13 protein-coding genes are annotated in these 21,545 nt (G+C 53.0%); 6 read left to right on the top strand and 7 right to left on the bottom strand.

What is annotated here, in order from left to right:
- The first annotated feature begins 93 nt into the window (after positions 1 to 93).
- The 6 genes from rfbB to AC3A6F_RS09480 all read left to right on the top strand — a co-directional run bounded on the left by rfbB (position 94) and on the right by AC3A6F_RS09480 (position 8,134).
- Positions 94 to 1,170 carry a dTDP-glucose 4,6-dehydratase gene (gene rfbB, locus AC3A6F_RS09505; RefSeq protein WP_487680092.1) on the top strand — a complete coding sequence of 359 codons (1,077 nt, stop codon included), beginning with the start codon at positions 94 to 96 and terminating at the stop codon, positions 1,168 to 1,170.
- Positions 1,167 to 2,072, top strand: a complete 906-nt coding sequence (rfbD, locus tag AC3A6F_RS09500; RefSeq protein WP_487680091.1) for a dTDP-4-dehydrorhamnose reductase — start codon at positions 1,167 to 1,169, stop codon at positions 2,070 to 2,072. The genes rfbB and rfbD overlap by 4 nt, the downstream gene beginning before the upstream one ends.
- Positions 2,069 to 2,962 (top strand): glucose-1-phosphate thymidylyltransferase RfbA, encoded by an 894-nt coding sequence (gene rfbA, locus AC3A6F_RS09495; RefSeq protein WP_487680089.1) that lies wholly within the window; start codon positions 2,069 to 2,071, stop codon positions 2,960 to 2,962. The genes rfbD and rfbA overlap by 4 nt, the downstream gene beginning before the upstream one ends.
- Positions 2,962 to 3,507, top strand: a complete 546-nt coding sequence (gene rfbC, locus AC3A6F_RS09490) for a dTDP-4-dehydrorhamnose 3,5-epimerase (RefSeq protein WP_487680087.1) — start codon at positions 2,962 to 2,964, stop codon at positions 3,505 to 3,507. Before rfbA ends, rfbC begins: the two co-directional genes overlap by 1 nt.
- Positions 3,508 to 3,855: 348 nt before the next feature.
- Positions 3,856 to 6,414 (top strand): sulfatase-like hydrolase/transferase, encoded by a 2,559-nt coding sequence (locus tag AC3A6F_RS09485; protein WP_487680085.1) that lies wholly within the window; start codon positions 3,856 to 3,858, stop codon positions 6,412 to 6,414.
- A 22-nt stretch (positions 6,415 to 6,436) separates the two neighbouring features.
- A complete protein-coding gene (locus AC3A6F_RS09480; protein WP_487680083.1) occupies positions 6,437 to 8,134 on the top strand; it encodes a phosphatidylinositol-specific phospholipase C/glycerophosphodiester phosphodiesterase family protein in 1,698 nt (565 codons plus the stop codon).
- Here AC3A6F_RS09480 and AC3A6F_RS09475 read toward each other — a convergent pair.
- The 7 genes from AC3A6F_RS09475 to AC3A6F_RS09445 all read right to left on the bottom strand — a co-directional run bounded on the left by AC3A6F_RS09475 (position 8,123) and on the right by AC3A6F_RS09445 (position 21,402).
- Entirely contained in the window at positions 8,123 to 9,613 is a 1,491-nt protein-coding gene (locus AC3A6F_RS09475; protein WP_487680081.1) for a glycosyltransferase, read from the bottom strand. The two genes, AC3A6F_RS09480 and AC3A6F_RS09475, sit on opposite strands and share 12 nt — an antisense overlap.
- A gap of 11 nt (positions 9,614 to 9,624) precedes the next feature.
- On the bottom strand, positions 9,625 to 12,831 hold the full coding sequence (locus tag AC3A6F_RS09470; RefSeq protein ID WP_487680079.1) for a glycosyltransferase family 4 protein: 3,207 nt from the start codon (positions 12,829 to 12,831) through the stop codon (positions 9,625 to 9,627).
- A 28-nt stretch (positions 12,832 to 12,859) separates the two neighbouring features.
- Positions 12,860 to 14,005 carry a non-hydrolyzing UDP-N-acetylglucosamine 2-epimerase gene (wecB, locus tag AC3A6F_RS09465; protein WP_487680077.1) on the bottom strand — a complete coding sequence of 382 codons (1,146 nt, stop codon included), beginning with the start codon at positions 14,003 to 14,005 and terminating at the stop codon, positions 12,860 to 12,862.
- Between the two features lie 128 nt (positions 14,006 to 14,133).
- The gene (locus AC3A6F_RS09460; RefSeq protein WP_487680075.1) at positions 14,134 to 16,473 is read right to left on the bottom strand and encodes a glycosyltransferase; all 2,340 of its coding nucleotides are present in this window, start codon (positions 16,471 to 16,473) and stop codon (positions 14,134 to 14,136) included.
- A 16-nt stretch (positions 16,474 to 16,489) separates the two neighbouring features.
- Positions 16,490 to 18,436 (bottom strand): glycosyltransferase family 2 protein, encoded by a 1,947-nt coding sequence (locus AC3A6F_RS09455; RefSeq protein WP_487680074.1) that lies wholly within the window; start codon positions 18,434 to 18,436, stop codon positions 16,490 to 16,492.
- A 98-nt stretch (positions 18,437 to 18,534) separates the two neighbouring features.
- Positions 18,535 to 19,569 carry a DUF4214 domain-containing protein gene (locus AC3A6F_RS09450; protein WP_487680072.1) on the bottom strand — a complete coding sequence of 345 codons (1,035 nt, stop codon included), beginning with the start codon at positions 19,567 to 19,569 and terminating at the stop codon, positions 18,535 to 18,537.
- 477 nt (positions 19,570 to 20,046) lie between these two features.
- Positions 20,047 to 21,402: a chloride channel protein gene (locus AC3A6F_RS09445; RefSeq protein WP_487680070.1), complete on the bottom strand. Its 1,356-nt coding sequence runs from the start codon at positions 21,400 to 21,402 to the stop codon at positions 20,047 to 20,049.
- Positions 21,403 to 21,545 lie beyond the last annotated feature (143 nt).

Raw genomic sequence — 21,545 nt, 5'->3', positions numbered from 1 at the left:
GCCAGATCGCGCCGAAAATGTTACGGTAATCCTCGGGCTCGGGTATGCGCCCTGGCGCTGCCGATCTCTACACATCTACCAGGAATCGCAGGAATGACCATCCTCGTGACGGGCGGAGCGGGCTTCATTGGCTCGAACTTCGTCATCGACTGGCTGGCCCAACACGATGAGCCAGTCGTCAATCTCGACAAACTGACCTACGCCGGCAATCTCCAGAATCTCGCCAGCCTCGAAGGCAATCCGCGCCACCGCTTCGTGCGTGGCGACATCGGTGACGGTGAATTGGTGAGCCGCTTGCTGGCTGAACACCAGGTTCGCGCGGTACTGAACTTTGCGGCCGAAAGCCACGTCGACCGCTCGATCGAAGGCCCCGGCGCCTTCATCCAGACCAATATCGTCGGCACCTTTAACTTGCTGGAGACGGTGCGCGCTTACTGGGGCGGCCTCGAACCCGCGGCGCGTGCGGCGTTCCGCTTCCTGCACGTGTCCACGGACGAGGTGTACGGCTCGTTGTCGAGCGAAGCGCCGGCCTTCAACGAGCAGAACCGCTACGAACCGAACAGCCCATATTCCGCCAGCAAGGCCGCGTCCGATCACCTGGTGCGTGCCTATCACCACACCTATGGCTTGCCGGTCGTGACGACCAACTGCTCCAATAACTACGGCCCCTACCACTTCCCGGAGAAGCTGATTCCGCTGGTGATCCACAACGCGCTGGCCGGCAAGCCGCTGCCGATCTATGGCGATGGCCAGCAGATCCGCGATTGGCTGTATGTGACCGACCACTGCAGCGCCATCCGCCGCGTGCTGGCCGAGGGGAGCCTTGGCGAGACCTATAACGTCGGCGGTTGCAACGAGAAGGCGAATATCGACGTGGTGCGCACCTTGTGCGCAATACTCGACGAACTGCGCCCGCGTGCCGATGGCGAATCGTATGCGTCGCAGATGACTTTCGTGAAGGACCGCCCCGGCCACGACCGCCGTTACGCGATCGACGCGAGCAAGCTGGAGCTCGAACTGGGCTGGCGACCGGCCGAAACCTTCGAGACAGGCATCCGCAAGACAGTCGAGTGGTATCTGGCCAATGGCGAATGGGTGCGCAACGTAACCAGCGGCGCCTACCGCGAGTGGATCGACCGGCAGTATGCCGATGGACGGCCGGTGGTATGAAGATCCTGTTGCTCGGCAAGGATGGCCAGCTTGGCTGGGAGTTGCAGCGTGCGCTGGCGCCGCTGGGCGAATTGCTTGCGTATGGCCGCAGTGAAGCCGATTTCGCCGATCCCACGTCGCTGCGCGCGCTGGTGCGCGGTGCCGCGCCCGACGTCATCGTGAACGCGGCGGCTTATACCGCGGTGGACAAGGCCGAAAGCGACCAGCTTGCCGCGCACGCCTGCAACGCGGTTGCACCCGGTGTGCTGGCCGAAGAGGCCGTCGCCCTCGGCGCGTGGCTGGTGCATTATTCGACCGATTACGTGTTCGACGGCTCGAAAGAGGGCGCTTGGGTCGAGACCGACGCCGTCAATCCGTTGTCGGTGTATGGCCGTACCAAGTACGAAGGCGAGGAGCGGATTCGCGCGAGCGGCGCCAGGCATCTGATTCTGCGCACCAGCTGGGTATTCGCTGCGCGCGGAGGCAATTTTGCCAAGACCATGCTGCGCCTGGCAAAGGAGCGCGAAACCCTGAGTGTGGTGGCAGACCAGCACGGCGCGCCGACTGGCGCGGAACTGCTGGCCGATGTTACGGCACTGGCCTTGCATCGCATCGCGGCGTTGGGACCTGAGGCGCTCGGTCTGTCCGGCACCTACCACGTGGCGGCGACCGGCAGCACCACTTGGCATGCCTATGCGCAGCATGTAGTGACGCAGGCGCAAGCCCATGGTGCAGTATTGAGGGCAGGGCCCGAGTCGGTGCAGCCGATCGCTTCGAGCGCATTTCCGACGCCGGCCGTGCGGCCGGCGAATTCACGCCTGGATTGCAGCAAATTCTGCGCGAGTTTCAGCCTGGTGCTGCCTGACTGGCGCGACCACGTGAACCGCATGATCGCCGAGCTGTCGGCGCAAGGAAACCTATGAGCGAACCCGTGAAACGCAAAGGCATTATTCTCGCCGGCGGCAGCGGCACCCGGCTGCATCCGGCCACGCTGGCCATTTCGAAACAGTTATTGCCGGTGTTCGACAAGCCGATGATTTACTACCCGCTGAGCACACTGATGCTGGGTGGGATTCGCGACATCCTGATTATTTCGACGCCGCAGGATACGCCGCGCTTTCAGCAATTGCTGGGGGACGGCGCGCGTTGGGGCTTGAATCTGTCGTATGCAGAGCAGGCGTCGCCGGACGGATTGGCGCAGGCTTTCCTGATCGGTGAACGATTCCTTGATAATTCACCCTCGGCGCTGGTTCTGGGCGACAACCTGTTCTACGGGCATAACCTCAACACCTTGCTCGACAGCGCGAATGCGCGGACCGATTGCGCTACCGTCTTCGCTTATCACGTGCAGGATCCGGAGCGTTACGGCGTCATCGAATTCGATCGCGAAGGCAAGGCGGTCAGTCTGGAAGAGAAGCCGGCGGCGCCGCGTTCGAATTACGCGGTGACCGGTTTGTATTTTTACGATGAGAACGTGTCGCAGATGGCGCGTACGCTCGAACCATCCGCGCGCGGCGAGCTCGAAATTACGGACCTCAACCGTCTCTATCTGGAAACGGGCAAGCTGCACGTTGAGATCATGCGACGCGGTTACGCCTGGCTCGATACAGGTACCCACGAGTCGCTGCTCGACGCAAGTCAGTTCATCGCGACGATCGAGCGTCGGCAGGGGCTGAAAGTGGCATGTCCGGAAGAGATTGCCTTCCGCAAGGGATGGATCGACGCTGGTCAACTCGAAGAACTGGCAGATCCGATGAAGAAGAACGGATACGGCCAATACCTGATGCGTGTTTTAAAAGAAACGGTGTTTTAATGCAGATTACCCGATTGGCCATTCCTGACGTCTTGCGTATCGAACCTCGCGTATTTGGCGACGAGCGTGGGTTTTTCTATGAGAGCTTTCATCAGGCCCGGTTCGAGGAAGCAGTCGGCCGGTCGGTGACCTTCGTGCAGGACAACCATTCGAAATCAACTCATAACGTGCTGAGAGGCCTGCATTACCAGATTCGCCAGCCACAGGGCAAGCTCGTGCGCGTGGTCGCGGGTAGCGTATTCGACGTGGCGGTAGACTTGCGTCGCTCGTCGCCGACGTTCGGGCAATGGGTTGGAGAAATCTTGAGCGCAGAAAATAAGATTCAAATGTGGGTGCCGGAAGGTTTTGGCCATGGATTCGTTGTATTGTCAGATAGTTCTGAGTTTATGTATAAAGCAACTGACTATTACGCACCGGAATACGAGCGCTGTATTGCCTGGGATGATCCGAATCTAGCGATTACTTGGCCAATTCTCTCAGCCCCGATTGTTTCGGCTAAAGACCAAAAGGGCTTGGCGTTCAGTGTCGCAGAAAAATTCGATTGATACCGATCGCATTGTTGTGCGACTGAAATAACAGGTATTACTCGACGGGGTAATAATTGTTTCACCCCTACCGTTTTCTGCCGCAGTCGCGCGTTAGATTATTTTTCAGCTTTGATCAGCTACTTATGACGGACCTCCGATGATTCATGACCCGACATGGTGATAAGCCCAATTTAGTTGGCGTAATTTCAGGCTCTTGAAGTCTACAGCTTACAACTTAAAGACTGCCGATCGAACTAGGTCGAGAGCGTCTGCACACCTAAAATATTTCTGTTTTTGTAGTCTAATCTGTATGAGCCGGAGTCATGGTCATGAGAATTATTTGCTAGATACTTGTTGGAGAACTGTTTGAATCAAATCGAAATCGTTCTTATCGCATTAGTTGCGTGGAGTGCCACATCTCTAATCTCAACCAATAAGATTGCTAATGTAAAAATAAATATGGCGCAAATTTTTGGGCAGTTAGCCTTTGTGTCTATTTGCATCTGGATTGCAAGTTTCTCAAAACCCGCCGCATTATGTTTTTTCAGCTTAAACGGCTTGCTATTTTACCTGAACATCCAATATCTTCGTTTTTTCGGTAGCAGAATTAGAGTGGAGCAACTGAAGCATATATGGATGGAGCGGAAAAACTTTCGGAAATATTCTGGAATTGTTGGAAACTCTTTTCAAACTCTAGCACGACGCGTCGATTTATTGCTGGGCGTGCCATACCTTCTTGCCTGTGCAATGTTGTGGAATTTAGAGTCTGTGCGTTTTCCGAGCGTGTTCGCTATATTGGGAGTAATCTCAATTGCAAGCTGCTACTTATTACATAGACGAGGCGAGCAGAAAGCCGGTACATTCATGGAAATTGTATTCGGAGTGTTTGATTTTGGAAATAATCCAAGCGAAGATATTCTTAGTAGAGTTCCAAAAAATATCGAAAAGCACGACGGTAAGTGGTTTGGTAAATTAAAAGACAAAAACGCAATATTGATTCAACTGGAATCTTTTCAGGGATTTCTAATCGGACATAAGATAAATGGTCAAGAGGTTACCCCATTTCTGAACAAGCTGGCGCGATCCGGAATATATTTTTCCGAAATTTACAGCCAATATGGAATGGGACATACGGCGGATGTCGAGTTGGCTGTCCTGCAGTCCCTGTATCCTCAGGGTGACGAGGTGACTAACTACCGGCATTTTGGAAAGAGATTTGAGGGCCTTCCGGCTATTCTTTCAAAAAATGGATATTCTACCTATGCTTTTCATGGCTTTTCGGGAGATGGTTACAACCGAAGAGCTATGTTCAAAGCCTTTGGGTTTGATGAGTTTATTGCGCGTGAGGAACTCGTTGCTTCTGATAACATCGGCTTCGGGATTTCTGATGTGAGTTTCTTTAAGCAAATAGCTGAGAAACTTTCAATTGTCAGAAAGCCCTTCTTTGGCTTCGCAATTACTTTAACTTCCCACTACCCTTATGTACTCCCCGATAATGAAAAAAAACTTGACCTTGAAGGAGTTCCCAAAGAATTAGGGGACTACTTCGATTGCGTTAATTATACGGATAGAGCATTAGAGGCATTTTGGGGCGAGCTAGATAAAAAGGGGTTACTCGAAAACACAATTGTTGCCATGTATGGTGATCATGAAGGAATTGTGCATCGTGATATCCCAGCATTATTGGCTCATCTAAGTAACGTCGATCAGATTGTAGGACTTGCGCTTTCAGCGGCAAAAATCGCAAAAATTCCGTTTGTTATTGCAGCTCCGGATGCAGATCTTTTATCTGTCCATACTAGTGATCAAGTCGGTAGCGCGATGGATGTGGGGCAAACACTGCTTCATCTCCTAGGACTGCCTCCCATTACATACGGATTCGGCACGGATTTATTTAATGTGGATCGTGATAGAACGGTTCCATTATCCACGCAATTGCCTGGTTCATTTGCAACCAGAGAGAAAATCTTCCTCGTTACCACAGGCGATGACGGAGTTCTCTTAAGCTTGGCCTCAAATTCCGTAGAGTATGATATTGAGTATGTAAAACACCGGCGAGATTTTTCTAAGCAGCAAGTGCATGCCTCGAAATTTGCTGTTCAAAACGACGCGTTGGTTGCTACCGGCGCTCGCAAGACGACCGTGCCATTTTCTCCTCACGTCGATGAATTTATTTCATCTGCAAGATTCGAGCGGAACGCTATATTGATCCCATTTTCTCCGGTTATCGAAAATAATCATGTGCATGCACTGGGTGGCGATGAAAGCGAAATTTTGAATTTTGTCAGAGATATTTCAGATGCAATGCCATTGGAGGTGGCCTTGCGCCGCCACGTCGAGATCAATTCCAACACAAGACCTATCTATTTGTCGGGATCGGACTATATTCATGATTTTCGTGTGGCCGGATACGATATCACTGCTAAGTCTGGAATGCGAATGTCGGAATATCTGCGTTTACTTCCAGATCACTGTCTGATCGTAGTAGCCTGCGCTGATGAAGCAGCATCTGCATTCGACGAGGAAGCCGTTCAAGAATTCCGCGAATTTGGATTCTCTAAGCTAAATAATCAAATGTATCGATTTAGCTATATAAACGTGATTTATAAAAATAGGGGGTATATCTCCCTAATAGAGGAAGTGGCAGCCATCCCGCTAAATTTCAAATTTTCGGTTGGGCAGATTGTACGTGGGTTTACTCTTCCATTTTCGCTACGAGTGGTGAGCGTCGGAAGTGTTGCCGGAAACCCTGATGCTTCTATTTTTATCGATGGTATTAACCATTCCAAGCAACTACGCGGACTTAATATTGTCGCAATTGATATGCAGCGTGGCGAGGTCGTCTCGATAAAACGAATCGATAGTTGTATGACATTGTTCGATGACGATGCGATTTATTTGGCGCGTCCCGGATTTGGAAAATAAATAGTTACCGTTAGGACCAACCATGTCGAATCATATTCCACTGAATGCAGTACCGCGGGGGGCTATATATTTCTCTCAGACGTTAATAGAACAAGAGGCCATGAACTCGGCAGAGCTCGATGTATTTTATTCTTATGCATCTCAGGTATTTCGGGATAAAGGTATTGTGCTGCAGCGATTTGCAGAAACCGATCTCTCGCTACGTCATCGTGACTATTGCTTCCACGACAGTCATTATATCCCCTATTTTTTGCAGTTTGGATACGCAGTGGAAACTATCACTGGCCAATCGATAGCGGATTACCTAGAGGGTATCGCACCAGGAGCTAATGTAATTATAGCTTTGAAAGACGAAGGTACTCAGGCTTTAGACGAGGCTACCATTAAAAGACTTCGTGAACTTGGAATTTTGAAACTTTCCCGCTTGGATTTGTATGCTAGTTATATTTGGTGTGCGAAGAAAATAGAGGACGGTAAATTTGAGGTGCTATATGAGGCGTGTGCTCAATCAGAACTGTCTTGGACGGGATTACTGGGAGGAACGGAAGTAAACGTCATCAGTCAAGGGGCAAAGGTTGGAAACTCATGTGCTATATATGTTAGAGGAGTACAGATGAGTCTTCAACAGAGAGGACTGAATATTGTTACTTTTGACGGCGATGGCACATCTGCTCATGGTTTAAATTTCGATACCTTTGCCACTATATTCAGGAACGGTAGCCTATTCTTGGCCAAAAGTCCCAGATCTTCCACGAGCTATCTTGAAGATGAAATTTTAGTTTCCCATGCCGGAGGTGAAATAGGTGGTATTTGTTATACCAACTCCAAGGAAGCACTAGAGCATAGCTACAATCATCGCGAACATAGAGTTTTTGAGATCGACTTTGAATTAACTAGCGATAATCGTTTAGTTGCCAGGCATGACTGGCTCGATTACTTGTATGATCATCTGGCTCAAAGCAGGCCGCAAGGAGTTTCTCGAGACGAGCCTGCCTCCTTTGATTGGTTTATCAATCAGAAAATTTTAGGTAACTACTCTCCGCTTTCTATCGATGAAGTACTAAGATTTCTGGGGGAGAGAAAAGATGCCTATTTAATCACTGATACAAAATACTTGGACTTGAACCTAGTGAAGCTTCAATTCGAAAAAATCGTAACTGCCGCAAAAAAAATTGGGCCTGAAGTGTTGAATCGTGTCATGCCTCAAATTTATAATGCGGAAATGTTTAGCGCAATTGAATCTGTTTATAATTTTCCAAGATATGTCTATACGCTATATCAGACGGCTGATTCTGATGAGGAAGTTTTAGATTTCGCCAGTCGCACTCCGATCGCATATGTGACTATGAGCTGCGATCGTTATAATGAGGATTTCGTTTCCAGCCTCAATAAAATTGGCGTTAGAACTTATATTCACACAATTAATGATGTAGACGTCGCGAAGAAACTGCTAAAAAACGGGGTCTTCGGATTTTATACTGACATGTTTTTGAGAAATGAAGTTGTTCTCGAAAAAAGGGTGATGGACGCGGAGAAAAACATTCAAGTCGAAATTTTGCAAAAATTCGCCAGAGGATTTCTTTCAATCGAAATAACTAATATCGATAAACTTCTCTCATTAAATAATATGCAGATTGAGAAAATCGTATCTTCTATATTTCAGGAGAAAACGGCATCAGGCGCGGAGACAGCCCTCCGCGAAGCTAAGTTAATTCGATAATTGCATATCAATTTCTCGTAACCGCAATCGATAAGACTCTCCGACGTTGCTCACGGAAAACTGTGAGCTAAGTGCAAGGCTTTTCCCTGTTTTTCTGCCATAGACTTCTGTCATACGCTCCGCTGCATGATCTACGTCGGGATCTGCCCATACTTGATCGTCGTGGTATGGATACTCACCCTGCTTGACGGGAATCAAGCTGCTTCGCACCAATAGTGTCTGAGGTGCTGCGCAAAAGTCGACATTTCCTGAGTAACCTGTAGTAATGACGTTCAGTTTTAGAAGAAGAGCTTCCGCTATCCCCCGACCAAAACCTTCGGCGCGATGTAACGAGATAAAGGTGTTACATGCCCGATAAAGCGCTAGTAGGTCGGGGCGAGATAGCGTCTTCTCTACAATATGAATACGTTCATCCTGAGACACTACCTCTTTCAGTTCATCCCATGCTGCATTGGGCTTGCTGGGCTTGTGAACTTTGATAACTAGACCTACTTCGTCTTTTGAGAATGATCTAATGTTGTGTGGGAAAGCCATCTGAAAGGCCTTCACGGATGCCATCGGGTTTTTACGGTGCATCGAAGAATTAAGGTCGAACGAAAAACAAAACAGATGAGCTTTGGTTGGTAATCCAAAATTCTCTCTGCTCAGATCGTTTATAGGCCCCAAGTCAACAGCCATTGGCATAAATTTTAACGGGACCTGGCATTCTGGTGCGATTGAATTAAAGGTATGTTTCGATGAAGCCCATACTTCATCGACAATACCAAAAATTTTCCGCCACGATTTAGGCCATCGGCTTAGCTCCCATGGCCAGTACCCTATATTATAACGTCCTCGAGTTAACGATTTTCCATTTGTGAGTACGAACCTCGCATGCTCCAGTGCCGTTAAGCAAAAAATGTTGATGGAATAGGGCGCTTTAGTGTCGACATACTTTTCTATGGAGCGGTCTCCAACTGGAATATCCGTCCCTGGTGGAAAGTTGATAATAGTGAATGGCACACCAGCCGCGTGTAAGGCGTGCGCAGCCATACGTAAATCTTCACCAATACCGAGCTGGCCAAAGGCGTAGCCAATCAAATTTACACCGAAAGAAAGCTTCTCCTCGATATTTGGACGCCGGACTTCATCGGCATTCCAGCGTCCGAGATCATATTCCACAACGCCATGTAAGTCATACCATTCGAGGAAACCCTTTATTTGTCCCGGAAGGGGAAAAGCCGCCTGCACATCATCCCGGATTTTGTATATCCAATATTGCAAAAAGGTGAGTCCAGGAATTGGACTCGGTGCTTTCAGGTAAGCATGAAATTCCTGGTCTTCAAGTAGAAATGCATATTCTTTAATTCCGTTTGTGAGGAGCCACTCGAAAAACCATAGGTTCCCTTCATCTGCGGATTTCATGGAATATTGCAGAGTTACTAGATCGGGGCGCAGTTGTCGTAAAATCGACAACCCCCATGGCTCTTTCTCGCTCACCTGATTATCCATTAGATAGTAAATTCAACCTCGACGTACTCCCAGTCCAACACAACCCGCCGCTTACCGTGCTGATTTGGTATTTGTAATGGAAGCTGTAATTGTATGCATATCTGTTCGAAAACCGAAGAAATGTTCTCGAGATCAATCAAAACCAAGCCGTTTGTAGCTGGTCTAGCATTGCCAAGAAGTTCATACTGCTTTCCATTCTTGCCAAATACTTCAAGAATTACATCTTTAAGCAATGCGATATCTTTGTTAAGACGTAGTCGCAAGTTGCATCTTTTTAGAATAGCCTCCGTAGCAGGGACCAAATCCCAGCGCGGGGCTAAACGAACATCTAAATCCGCTGGCATTTCGAGAATGAACTTGCTATCAACGTTGCTGGCTTGTACTCCTGGCGTTTGTACTGACGCCGGAACAAACCAAACTGCCAAATCATGTTCACTCATCAATAAGCGTTGTTTATGAGCACCTGCTTTATTAACCTGCTTTAAAAGAGGGCCGGAATCAAACGCAAAAATACGCGGTGGTAGCGCTAATCGTTCTAGGCGGTTACCTTCCAGTAGGAACCTAATGGCATTTCCAAAGGACATGTCCTCGTCTACTAAATGAACCTGTCGTCGTTCGGACTGGGACATACGGACTACTTGTGCTTTCAATTCACCGGTAGAACGCGCAATCACAGGCAGGCCGAGAGCCAGATATTCCCAAAGTTTGAGAGGGTTCACATGCTCTGTCACTGAATTCGATTTGAAAGGAATGAGCGCGAACTGGGCAAGTCGTGATAATTGTGCCAGTCCGACAGGTTCCATATATTCGATGTGTGTACAAATAGAAGAACTTCTGATTTGTTGACGGATTTTCTTATCCGAAATGGGACCAACGAGAATATACCGAACCAGATGATTATGTTCATCTAAAAACGAAACATCATTCCAGTCTGCAAGGGCGCCCCAGTAGATTCCTATCTTATAACCGTCGCGTCGCCAAGCCGCAACGTCTTGCATTACGTCAGACGATAATACTGCCGACATAGTGTTCGGGCTGCTTCGTCTAGAATTGCCTGATACTGCCTGTAACCAATCCATGGAAACAGCATTGCCCAAGTAAACGACATCGGGACGTTCTGGCTTAATCGTTTCTGAAAGAAGTACGGACGAAGTGGTCAATATATCTGCGTATTTGATTCCCAGCTCAATTAAGGTTTTTGCATCTTCGTCAGGGTGGATATCCTTGTGATCGAGATAATCGAACCAGAAGGAAATTTTCTTAGCATATAGATTCGGTTGGCGAGTTATGTGGTGAGCATACTTTTGCTGCAAACGTTGGAATGCTAAAGCATCACCACCCGACAGGCGTTTGCTAAACTCCTCGCCATACCCAATTAGTGTATATGGATAATAACAAAGGATTACAGCATGATCGGAGAAGATCTCTCCTTTCTCACTGATGAGCTCCATGTTGCGAGGGAGTGTAATTTTAACATTTTTTGTTTGAGAGGTTTGTGCAAAACATGTTTGCGCTCCCATTAAGGCGAGGTCGCTCATCAACGCCTGCGGTCGCTGATTCATGACGTTCAGTTCGATACCCGGGACAGGTGGATGATAGAATAATACCCTAGGCTCTGAATAATATGTCTTTGTGTCGCTTTCGATATTCGGATGGCATTTGTCTAGGAACTGCTTCCATGACCGCGTCCACATATCTTTACTTAAAGACTTGGCGACATTACAAGCATTCAATCCCAATCTCGAGCGTAGGTCGCTATCTTTTAATAACAGTATGATTGACTCGAGTAAGCTCTTTGAATTCGGTTCAATTACCAAACCGTTATATTGATGAATAACGAGCTCGGGAAGCCCGCCAACATGGGTGACGACTACGCATTTGCCACAATGCATTGCTTCGATGCAGCTCAACGATGTTCCTTCGCTATGTAGCGTTGGAACAAGCACCACGTCAGCCACGTCATACGCCTGAGGCATGTCGTCAGCTTCGAGCCAAGTGTGAAACACTTGAGATGGATATAATTCAGCAAGTTTTGCAACCTTCTGAGTATCAACTACATCGCCGCGGCCAACGAATAAAACTACCATATCTTCGTGCTGTGGCAAAAGATGAGTGGCAGTTTCAATCAGCATATCAAGGCCGCGTGCAGCATACAATCTGCGTGGATAGACGAAAACGGTCTTGCCATTTTCTTTTAGCTTCCGGACATGCGAAATTATTGCGTCTTGTTTGCTCGTCCCATGTTCAATTGCGTGATCAAAGCCGGTACCGTCCACATAGTTAATAATTACCTTTGCGTTGGTCTGGCTTAGGTCGACTGGGGCTGCTGCACGTAGAAAATTCAACGTGGCTGCATCGACTGATACGAGATGATCCAGATGTTTTAGAGATGAATGAAGTAACACATGATTTTCGCCTTGTGAGTAACAATTCCCATCGAGGTCCCAAAAAATCCCATGCGAAATTCCAATAGAGCCCTGTGGGCAAAAAGCGGTGGCCAAAATAAATGGTGAAAAGATGGCATGGCTGCCCGGTTCGGCAATTTCTGCGAACGACCTCGACAAATCTAAGATGCTAGAGCGATTCCAGGGAATCCCAATTACCTCGATGTCTCGATAGTAACGACGCCATTTTTCGCCACTGGAGGCCTGTACGATTTTGCAGTCAAATCCTTTATTGCGACAGAGTTCAACTAGATCAACTAGATATCGCTCCGCACCGCCAGAATAATATGTATTGCCCTCAAGATCAAAGAAGGTAATTGTGTAGATGTTGAGCGTACGAAGACTTTGCTCATTGTTTGGCGGAGAATATGTGTAAGGATCAAATGCAAAGTACATCGACCCGTTCCATAGGGAAGCATTCATCTCACCAATTCGCAGTTCCACACTGTTTAGTGAATTGGAAAAATATTCATTATAGTGGGTTAGGTCGATCTGGAATCCGTAGTACCCATGACCTTCTCCAACCCTGGCGTCCTTCAAGTCAACTCGAAATTCGGAAGCAGTATGCTCGCCCCGCAATACCATATTTATGATTAACTGAACTGTCGCCTTCGCATTAGGGCGAGATTGTAGGGCAATCCATCCGCTAACACTTGTCCTAGAAAAAGTGTCAATACTTCCTGTGAAGCCGTCTCCAGTAATTCGTAGGGGGAAAGTCGTCCGTGTGGTGGCGGTGCTGGCAGAAGATAATTCTTTGTCCATTATTTTTTCCGAAACTTGCCTTGGCAATTTAATTGTTATTCAAATATTTAACTGAATTTTCCAAGATTCGTGTAGAAGCGAGGCCGTCCCCGAATGGGTTACTCGCTTGTGCCATCTTTTGGTAATCATCGTAATTATCAAGCAGTGCGCTGGTGCGGCTAACGATTGCATCCATAGACGTTCCGACCAACTGCGCCGTGCCCGCTGTGACAGCTTCTGGTCTTTCAGTCGTGTCACGCATTACCAGTACCGGCTTTCCGAGAGATGGCGCTTCCTCTTGAATGCCGCCGGAGTCAGTTAGTATCAAATACGAACGCTTCATCAAATAGACAAAAGGGAGGTAATCGAGCGGTTCGATCAAGTGGACGTTGTTGCGGCCGGCGAGGAGACGTTCTACAGGCTCTCGTACATTGGGATTAAAATGAACTGGATAAACGAATTCTACGTCTTCCCGGTCTGATAGCCTAGCGATTGCATTACAAATATTTTCAAAACCGCCACCAAAATTTTCGCGTCGGTGGCCTGTGATTAGAACTAGGTGTTTTTTATCATCAAGATAGGAAAATTGCTGCTCTAAGCGTAATTGCATCTCTGAATCTTGCTGGATAAGATCCGACGCAGCCAAAAGGGCATCGATAACGGTATTACCAGTTACCAGAATTGAGTCCGAAGGAATGCCCTCTCGCATTAGGTTTTCTCGAGCCGTAGGTGTTGGAGCAAAATGAAGTGAGGCCAGCTTTCCGGCTGTTTGCCGGTTGAATTCCTCTGGCCATGGAGAGTGAAGATCCCCTGTGCGTAATCCGGCTTCGACGTGCGCTACAGGAATCTTAAGATAGAAGCAGGCAAGTGATGTGGCAAAGGTCGTTGTTGTATCACCATGAACTAACACCAAATCAGGGCGCCAGTTCTGAAATACTTTACGAAGCCCGAGAAGTACTGCACTGGTTACGTCAAAGAGATCCTGGTTTTGCTTCATCAGGTTGAGATCGAAGTCAGGATGTATATTGAATATTCGCAGGACTTGATCCAGCATCTCACGATGTTGTGCGGTAACAAGCACTTTGGTATCGACTCTGGCCGATTTGGCGAACTCTAATGCAACAGGTGCCATTTTAATGGCTTCGGGACGGGTTCCGAATACTAAGCATACACGTGGTTTTTCCGTTTTTGGCATGTGACTTTTATATTATTGAATTTTTCTGTAATCGCAAACATTTCAAAGACTGGTTTAGTCCTTTTCGAGAATTTAAGCATTTTTCCTTCTTGCGATGGTATAGCTGATCTCAATTGAGGTCGACCACGTTATCTCGTTGCGAGTCCTCCACTACGGGGACTACGGTTACGTGGTGGAAGAGCAAGGCCGCCAAACGCCTGACTATTGGGATCTAGATTCAAGCTCGGATGGTATGCTGGATCGGCCGGCAAAACATCGCCCCATCGTAGGCGCAACATTTCGATTTCGCGGCGCGAGCGTACCTGCTTCTGAGGTGTGTCTTCGTGGCCACGGCTCGCTGATTCAGCATGCAAAAGTTTGGCATGCGGCGTCCAGATAACTTTCTTTCCAGAAGCACGGATCTTTAAGCATAAATCTACATCATTGAAAGCCACCGGAAACGCATGGGCGTCCATGCCGTGTACATTTAGGTAGTCTCGGCGCCTTAAGAACAGACAAGCAGCGGTGCAACCGCTGACCTGTTGCGCGAGTTGATTACGCCCGTGGTCTCCCCAGTCGTTAGCCGCTAGGCAATTTCCGAAATGTCCGGCGACATTTCCGACCCCCAGTATGACGCCGCCGTGCTGTACCATTCCATTCGGCCATAATAACTTCGCACCGACGGCGCCTACTTCCGGCCGCAGTAATTGGGATATGATCTCTTCTAGCCAGCCCTCGTGCAGCGCTTCAATGTCGTTATTGACTAGACCAATAATCTCGCCGCTAGCCTCCGTAATTGCACGATTATTAAGGTCGGCATAATTGAAGGGGCCTGGCATCGCTAGTACACGTACACCTTGTTGCGCGACTTCGGCAAAGTAAGTACGCGTTACTTCTTCCACCGAGCCGTTGTCGATCACGATGATCTCAAGCCTTGGCCACTGTGTGAATGCCTGGATCGTGCTGATGCAGCGCTGCAGCAGATCAACGCGGTCGCGGGTGGGAATTACCAGGCTGACAGTAATGTCTTGTGCGCCCTTCGGGAGTAAATAGCGTACGCGACGAGCGGCGTGCGTTACCCCTGCTGGCAGTTTGTCCAGCTCTTCGATCTGTGCCAATGGTTCTACTGCGTGCAGCGCGCGTGAAACTGCGACACAGCGTGCGTTGCGTTCATCCTCGCTAAGTGGCGAAAGCATCTGATACAGCACACGCGGCACGTGGACTATGCTGGTGGATCCTTGTGCCCACGCCGACGCCAATGCGGACCATGCAAAATCAGCAGGGGTATGTACTTCCTGTAGGTCTTTCACCACAGTGTGGTGAACCAGCAGCAGGTCGAGCGGATAGTCGCTGGCCAACGCATAGTCGGGATTCCATGCCGGTTTAAACCACGGCGTTCCGTTGGTTTCGCTGTCGGTATACACAAGTTGCGCGTGGGGCAGAGCGAATCCTTCCAGCGCCCAGGCCAGTGCGTGCGGCGCCAGAGTGTCGCCGGTGCGCACGCAGCAGACCACTTCGCAGTTTGATGCCAGTGCCTGCTGCAGCAGCGCCGCGAATGGCAGCCCGGAAAAAGCCTGCACTGTCATGCCTTGTTGTGATTGCAAGCTAGCCAGTGTACGCTCCAGCGCCGCTGCATCCGCTTCGCCAGTCACAATCACGGCGGTCGTCAGTGTCGGCAGGGTGGCCGGGCCTTTGCTGTCGAAGCGGGCGGACCATTCCGGCCAGGCCGACGTGGGAAGGCTGCGCGGAAGGTGACGCTGATAGATATCGGCCACCTTCAGCAGTAGTTCGTCGGCGTCGTCCGGTAGCAAGCCGACCAGGCCATCCATCGAGCAGCAGATCGTCAACGGACTGCCGTTCAGCGGCCGTCCCTCGTCATCCACCACGCGCACGCTATGCACTTCGCCATCAGCTAGTGACGCTGGCAGGGCAAGGTCAAAGCCATGCGCGCCATCGACGTAGCCGCGCATCGAAGGATGGATGATGTTGGCGGCGACTTGCGCCACCATCTCATTGCCGATGAAAGCACGTACCGCGACGGTTCGCTTCTGGTCGGTAGGATCGAGCGCCCAGCCATGTAGGCGTAGGCCGCCGTCCCCGACGACGGTATTGATGGCCGCCGCCGCCGGTGTCTTTGATTCCTCTTGTCGGAAGCTGCCCGCCAGCGTGACTGCGGTGTTTGCCACGCGCGCCGAGATGATGCCGCCGGACGAGGTCGAGAGCTCGCTGAGATCGGCCACAAAGCCATGGCATAGGTCGTGCGCACCAAGTGCTTCAAGTTCTGCAGTCATGTCGGTACGCGCCACATCGGCCAAGATGCAGGCGACCGGCACATCGTCACGACAGACTTCGACGATTACGCGCGCGTCCGGACGATCCCGATCGAAAACCCAACCGTACACCAGCTGTTTATACATGCCATCGAGCGCGCCATGCCAACGCGCGGCGCCGACAGTCGCCTCATCAAGAATTTCGGATTCGTTTTTCATTCAGGGAGAGCAGAAATCAGGCGGCCTTGGCGCCTGCGTTGCGGGTAAGCCAGTCGTTCAGCCAGGCGGCGGCATTGAATCCGTCGTCGAGGAGCACGGGACGCAGCTTGGAAGGCAGGCCCGCAGGGTCATCGGTCAGTACGGCGCGGCAGCCGGCAATCTGAAGCAGTCGCACGTCGTCCAGCAGCGCCAAGGCATCGCCCTGGAGTTCCGGTACGTGGTCGACCACGCCGGTGTGAAGCAGCGCGTCGCTCGCGCCGCCGATGATCAGCAGCCGCAAGCGCAGCTGCGGCCGGCTGGCAAGCATGCGCGCCAGTGCCAGCACTTGTCGCGCCACCGGCGCCAGCGGATCGTGCCGCCAGACGGCAATGCGCTGCACAGATGACGGCAGCGCAGGCAGCGTCGCCGGCAAGGGTTTCTTCGCCACCGTCTGCGGCAGGGCGGCGGTGTGCTGCGCGGCGTCGGCCTTGCGCAGCCAGCCGGCAGCACGCGACTGGGCCAGTGCATCGCGCAACTGCGCGCGGGCGCCGGACAGGGGATCGCTGCGCGTAAAGTCCGAAAACTCGGAGTAATAGTCGGGATAGCGCGCCACCACCACGCCACGGTTCTGCGCCACGCGCAGCGTCTTTTCGGCGCGGAACGACACCGTGCCTTCGTGCGCCACGAAGACACCGGTAGCCTGCAGATGCCGCCAGCCGGCAGCGCGGGCGCGCATGCACCAGTCGACTTCTTCACCGTAGCCGCGGATCAGCGCGGTGCCATCCAGCATGCCGATGGCGTCGAGCACCGTGCGCCGGATCAGCATCGTGAAGCCGCAGCAGGATGGTAGTTCGATATCCACGCCGCCGGGGGCGGCGCGTACCTCGGCGGCCACCTGGTCGAGCAGCGCGAGTTCGCGCGTATCGGGTGCCGGGGCGGCCTGGCTGATCACCGGGAAGCTGCTGATCTCGCCATTATTGGTCCACGGCGTGACCGAGGCGACGTCTTGCGTCGCATACAGCGCGCGCCCCAGGCGGTCGATCCAGTCGCCATGCAGCTGGGTGTCGGCGTTGAGCAGCAGCACGTCGTGGTCCGGGTGGGCGCGCATGCCGCGGTTGACCGTCTCGATGAAGCCGAGATTGCAGGTATTGCGCAGCAGCGTGATGGCGCCGGCCGCGGCCTGCTTGTCGAGCCAGGCCGACAGGGCAGGTTCCGGACTGCAGTCGTCCACCACCACGATCCGGGCCGGGGTTTGGTTGAGCGGCAGGCTGGTCTTGACGCTCTCGATGCAGGCGCGCACCAGCGCCAGCTCGCGGTAGACGGGGATCACGACCGAAACCGGCCGAATGCCTGCATCGGCAGGGATCGTCGTGGCCGGCGCCGCACCGGCGCGAATGGTCGGCGTCTCGTAGAACGCCAGAGGAGAGCCGGGCAGCAGCTGCCGGCGTCCGTCGGGTTGCATCAGGGTGATCGACCACACGGCGCCGGGGCGCGGCGGCATCAGGCGCACGCGGGAGCCGTCGCCGGGCACCTCGAACTGGTATTGGGTGGTTTCGTCGGACAGCAGCAGGGTGGCGCGTGGCGCCGGGTTGCCGGCGGTGCCGAGGAAAACCATCGCTTCGATCGCGTCGCCATTCTTCCAGCAGGCGCCGGTATGGGTGACGCCAGCTGCGCGCAATATGGGCATCAGGCTGTCATGGCGCCCCGCACGGCAGCGCGCGGGCAAGAAGGCCGGGCCCAGGCTGGCGACGTCGGCGCGGCCGCCGTCCTTCAGCCAGGTCTGCAGCATGACGTCCTGCAGCAGAGGATTTTCCGCTTCACTCAGCCATGCGGCGTGCCAGGCGCGGGAGGCCATGAACGGATAGGCCGTTTGCAGGATCTTGGCGCGCAGGATGGCGGGGATGCGGTTCATGGGCAGGCGGCGGCATACGTACTCGGCGGCCAGTAGCGCATCGGCGTGCTGGCCAGCCGTGAACAATTCCACAGCTCGCGTCAGAAGTGCATCGTCCCGCAAGCGGGACGTGCACGTAGAGAGGAAAAAGGGGGCAGGGCCCCCTTTTGGGTGTTGCATAGTGCTACTTATTACGCGGCTGGATCGATGATGGTGACCGTACCAACGATGTTGGTCTCGACGCCCGAGATCGACGCTTCGGCGAAGGCGGTAGCCACGTCGGCACGCGATGCGCCATCTTCCAGACGTTCCAGCCAGTAGTCGGCACCAGCGGCGTCGTCACGACCGAACAGACCTGCGTACAGCGCGTCGATGAACTCGGCGTTGTCCTGGTCTTTGCTGGTGTACTCAGCCGAGCCCAGGAAGCCACCGGCAATCGCGTGCAGCGATTCGTGGGTTTCTGCGACGTCGAACCAGTATTCCAGGCCTGCAGCGTCCGCGTTGCGGCCCAGCAGAGCGTGGTACAGATTGGCCACGGCGGCTTCTTTCGTGTTGTCAGCGAAGATCAGCGCATCGGTGCCGTTCAGCTGGACGTAGTTCACATCGGTCAGCTCGACCGACACGCCGGTCTTGGCGTTGACGATGACAGCTTTGCCGTCGGCGGTAGCGACGGTGAAGTCTGCTTCAGCGCCGGTGGCTTCAACGATGGTCTTGTCGTTGCCGACGACCGTGCTCTTGCCTTGTGCGGCAACCACGTGGGTCCAGCCCGAACCTGCGACGACGGTGTCCTTGTCGCCAGCGATGACTTGGGTGTTCTTGCCGTCAACGATGGTGATGGTGTCGGCGCCTGCGGTACCAACCACAACGCGCTCGATGTCTTGACCTGCGACGGTTGCTGCCGACGAGTTGCCGGTTGCGCTCGCTGCTGGAGCAGCACCGATGCTTGCATTAACGCCGCCTGAGCCCTGGAAGAAGATTGCCGGGATGTCGGCAGTCACGTTGACGTTGGTGCGTTCGGTAGCCGAGGTTTCCACGAACACGATATCGACGCCAGCGGCATCGCTGATGGTGGCGTTGTTCGAAGCCTGGACGTTGTTGGCAACGATCGTGGCGTTGTTAGGCGTGGAGATCAGGTCAAGGATGCTGCTGATCGTCTCATCGGTGAAGAAGGTCGCCGAGGTGGATTTCAGCTGGTTGCTGATCGCGGTGGCGTTGGTATCGTACATTTACTACTCCTAAGTAGGATCAAAATTCCCGGTATGACCGGACGCTCCAGGTGCACAAGCACTGCCTGCGGACCTTGCTTGCGCACCCTAGATATCGTGGGCCCGTGGTGACTGGGGCGGCTCCCGAAGCAATACTGCTGACGGGAATTCGATACAAATCGAAGAGTTCGGCACGAGCTTCGCCGTCATTGCTACGGGCCAAATTGAGAGCGTTATCAAGGCCAGCAATCTTGACCCCACCGATTCACAAAGTTTCCATGATGCAGTGCGCAATCGTCGGGATTCTACATGGATCATTCCTCAACAAAACTCTCCGATTGTTTCATGGCCATAAAATGTATTCAATTGTGTGCCGCGTATTTACGCGCAAATGCCACAATATTATGAGCAGATAAATGCACTATACCAATAGCATTCCCACAATGAAATATATTTAGGCGAGATTGCTGCTTTGCGGCACAGGTACTTGACAAGAGATTATTGTGCGTGTCCGTTTCGGTCACTCGTCTCGCGCGCCGGTCTCGGCGGCAACTGAATCGCAGCCAGCGCACCATACAGCGGTGGACTGAGCACCCGCGACACGGTACTCGCCACCACTGCACAAGCCATCAGGCTCAGCACCATACTGTGTCCATCGACCATTTCCATGACGATGATGAATGCCGTCAACGGAGCCTGGGTCGCTGCGGCAAGAAAGCCAACCATCCCCAGTGCGATCAGTGCCGGCGCATGCGGATAGCCGGTCAGCAGGGCGACGTCATGGCCCAGGGCGGCTCCGATCGACAGCGACGGTGCGAAAATCCCTGCCGGCACCCCCGACCACGCGGTCAGCCAGGTTGCGACGAATTTGAACAGCGCGAATGCAACCGGCACGCTGGCCTCGTTCTCGAGCAGACCACGGGTCGCTTCGTTGCCGCTGCCATAGGTGGCGCCGCCGCTGACGATGCCGATGACGGCGACCGCCAGGCCGCAGCCAAGCGCGAAGCGCACCGGATAGCGGGCGCGCCAGCGGCTGGGCAGGTCGGGAGACGTGCCGCGCAGGCTGGCCAGCAGCACGCGCGCGAACAGGCCGCCGGCGAAGCCGCAGACCACGGCGGCCAGCAGTCCTGGCCACAGCAGCGACAGGCCGATCGGGCCGGGATGGATCACGCCGAAGTGGGGGCCGTTGCCATGGACCGAGACGGCGATGAGGCCGGCCAGCACGATGCCCGCCACGATCAGGCCGCTATTGCGCTGCTCGGGTGTGCGCGACAGCTCTTCGATCGCGAACATGATGCCCGCCAACGGGGTGTTGAAGGCGGCGGCGATGCCGGCGGCGCCGCCCGCCACTAATAAAGAATGCGCGCTGATGCCGCTGCGCCGTGGCAACCAGCGCCGGGCCGACAGCATCACGCCGGCCGCGATCTGCACCGACGGGCCTTCGCGCCCCAGCGACAGGCCGCCCAGCAGGCCGGCCGAGGTCAGGCCAATCTTGGCAAGGCTCAGCTTGAGCGACACGAGGAGGGGCCGGCGACCGCCCGACAGCGCCGGATCGAGCGCCGCCATCACTTGCGGGATGCCGGAGCCACCGGCGCCGCGCACATACCGGCGCGTCACCCAGACGATGGCGGCACAGCACAGCGGCGTCCAGATCAGGGGCGCCCACCATGCCAGCTCATTTAGTTGCTGGAATTGTCCAAAGGCGGATTCGGCAAGCCAGGTGAAGGCAACCACGACCAGGCCTGCGATGGCAGCCATGCTGACCACGACGATCCGGGTGCGCCAGAGATGAGGAGAAACGAATTCCCGCCGGAAGGCGGAGCGCACATCGTGCGAAGAGGGTTCGGGCGGCATGATGGCCGGTGAATAGTGGAAGCCATCATTATAAACATTTGTACGAATGTATTGCTGGTTCGTGCGTAATTACGACACTAAACACATTAGCCAAAATTCGCAGCACCTCGGCGTTAACACATTAGCCGAAATTCCCACCACCC

The sequence above is a fragment of the Massilia sp. Soil_C_3 genome (assembly GCF_057657035.1).
The sequence above is the reverse complement of the archived record's forward strand: the minus strand, read 5'-3'. Positions and strand labels throughout refer to the sequence as shown.

Bases quoted from the DNA above. Each gene is read 5' to 3' on its own strand.
- rfbB (WP_487680092.1), top strand. From the start codon at position 94: ATGACCATCCTCGTGACGGGCGGAGCGGGCTTCATTGGCTCGAACTTC.
- rfbD (WP_487680091.1), top strand. From the start codon at position 1,167: ATGAAGATCCTGTTGCTCGGCAAGGATGGCCAGCTTGGCTGGGAGTTG.
- rfbA (WP_487680089.1), top strand. From the start codon at position 2,069: ATGAGCGAACCCGTGAAACGCAAAGGCATTATTCTCGCCGGCGGCAGC.
- rfbC (WP_487680087.1), top strand. From the start codon at position 2,962: ATGCAGATTACCCGATTGGCCATTCCTGACGTCTTGCGTATCGAACCT.
- AC3A6F_RS09480 (WP_487680083.1), top strand. From the start codon at position 6,437: ATGTCGAATCATATTCCACTGAATGCAGTACCGCGGGGGGCTATATAT.
- AC3A6F_RS09470 (WP_487680079.1), bottom strand. From the start codon at position 12,831: ATGGACAAAGAATTATCTTCTGCCAGCACCGCCACCACACGGACGACT.
- wecB (WP_487680077.1), bottom strand. From the start codon at position 14,005: ATGCCAAAAACGGAAAAACCACGTGTATGCTTAGTATTCGGAACCCGT.
- AC3A6F_RS09460 (WP_487680075.1), bottom strand. From the start codon at position 16,473: ATGAAAAACGAATCCGAAATTCTTGATGAGGCGACTGTCGGCGCCGCG.
- AC3A6F_RS09450 (WP_487680072.1), bottom strand. From the start codon at position 19,569: ATGTACGATACCAACGCCACCGCGATCAGCAACCAGCTGAAATCCACC.
- AC3A6F_RS09445 (WP_487680070.1), bottom strand. From the start codon at position 21,402: ATGCCGCCCGAACCCTCTTCGCACGATGTGCGCTCCGCCTTCCGGCGG.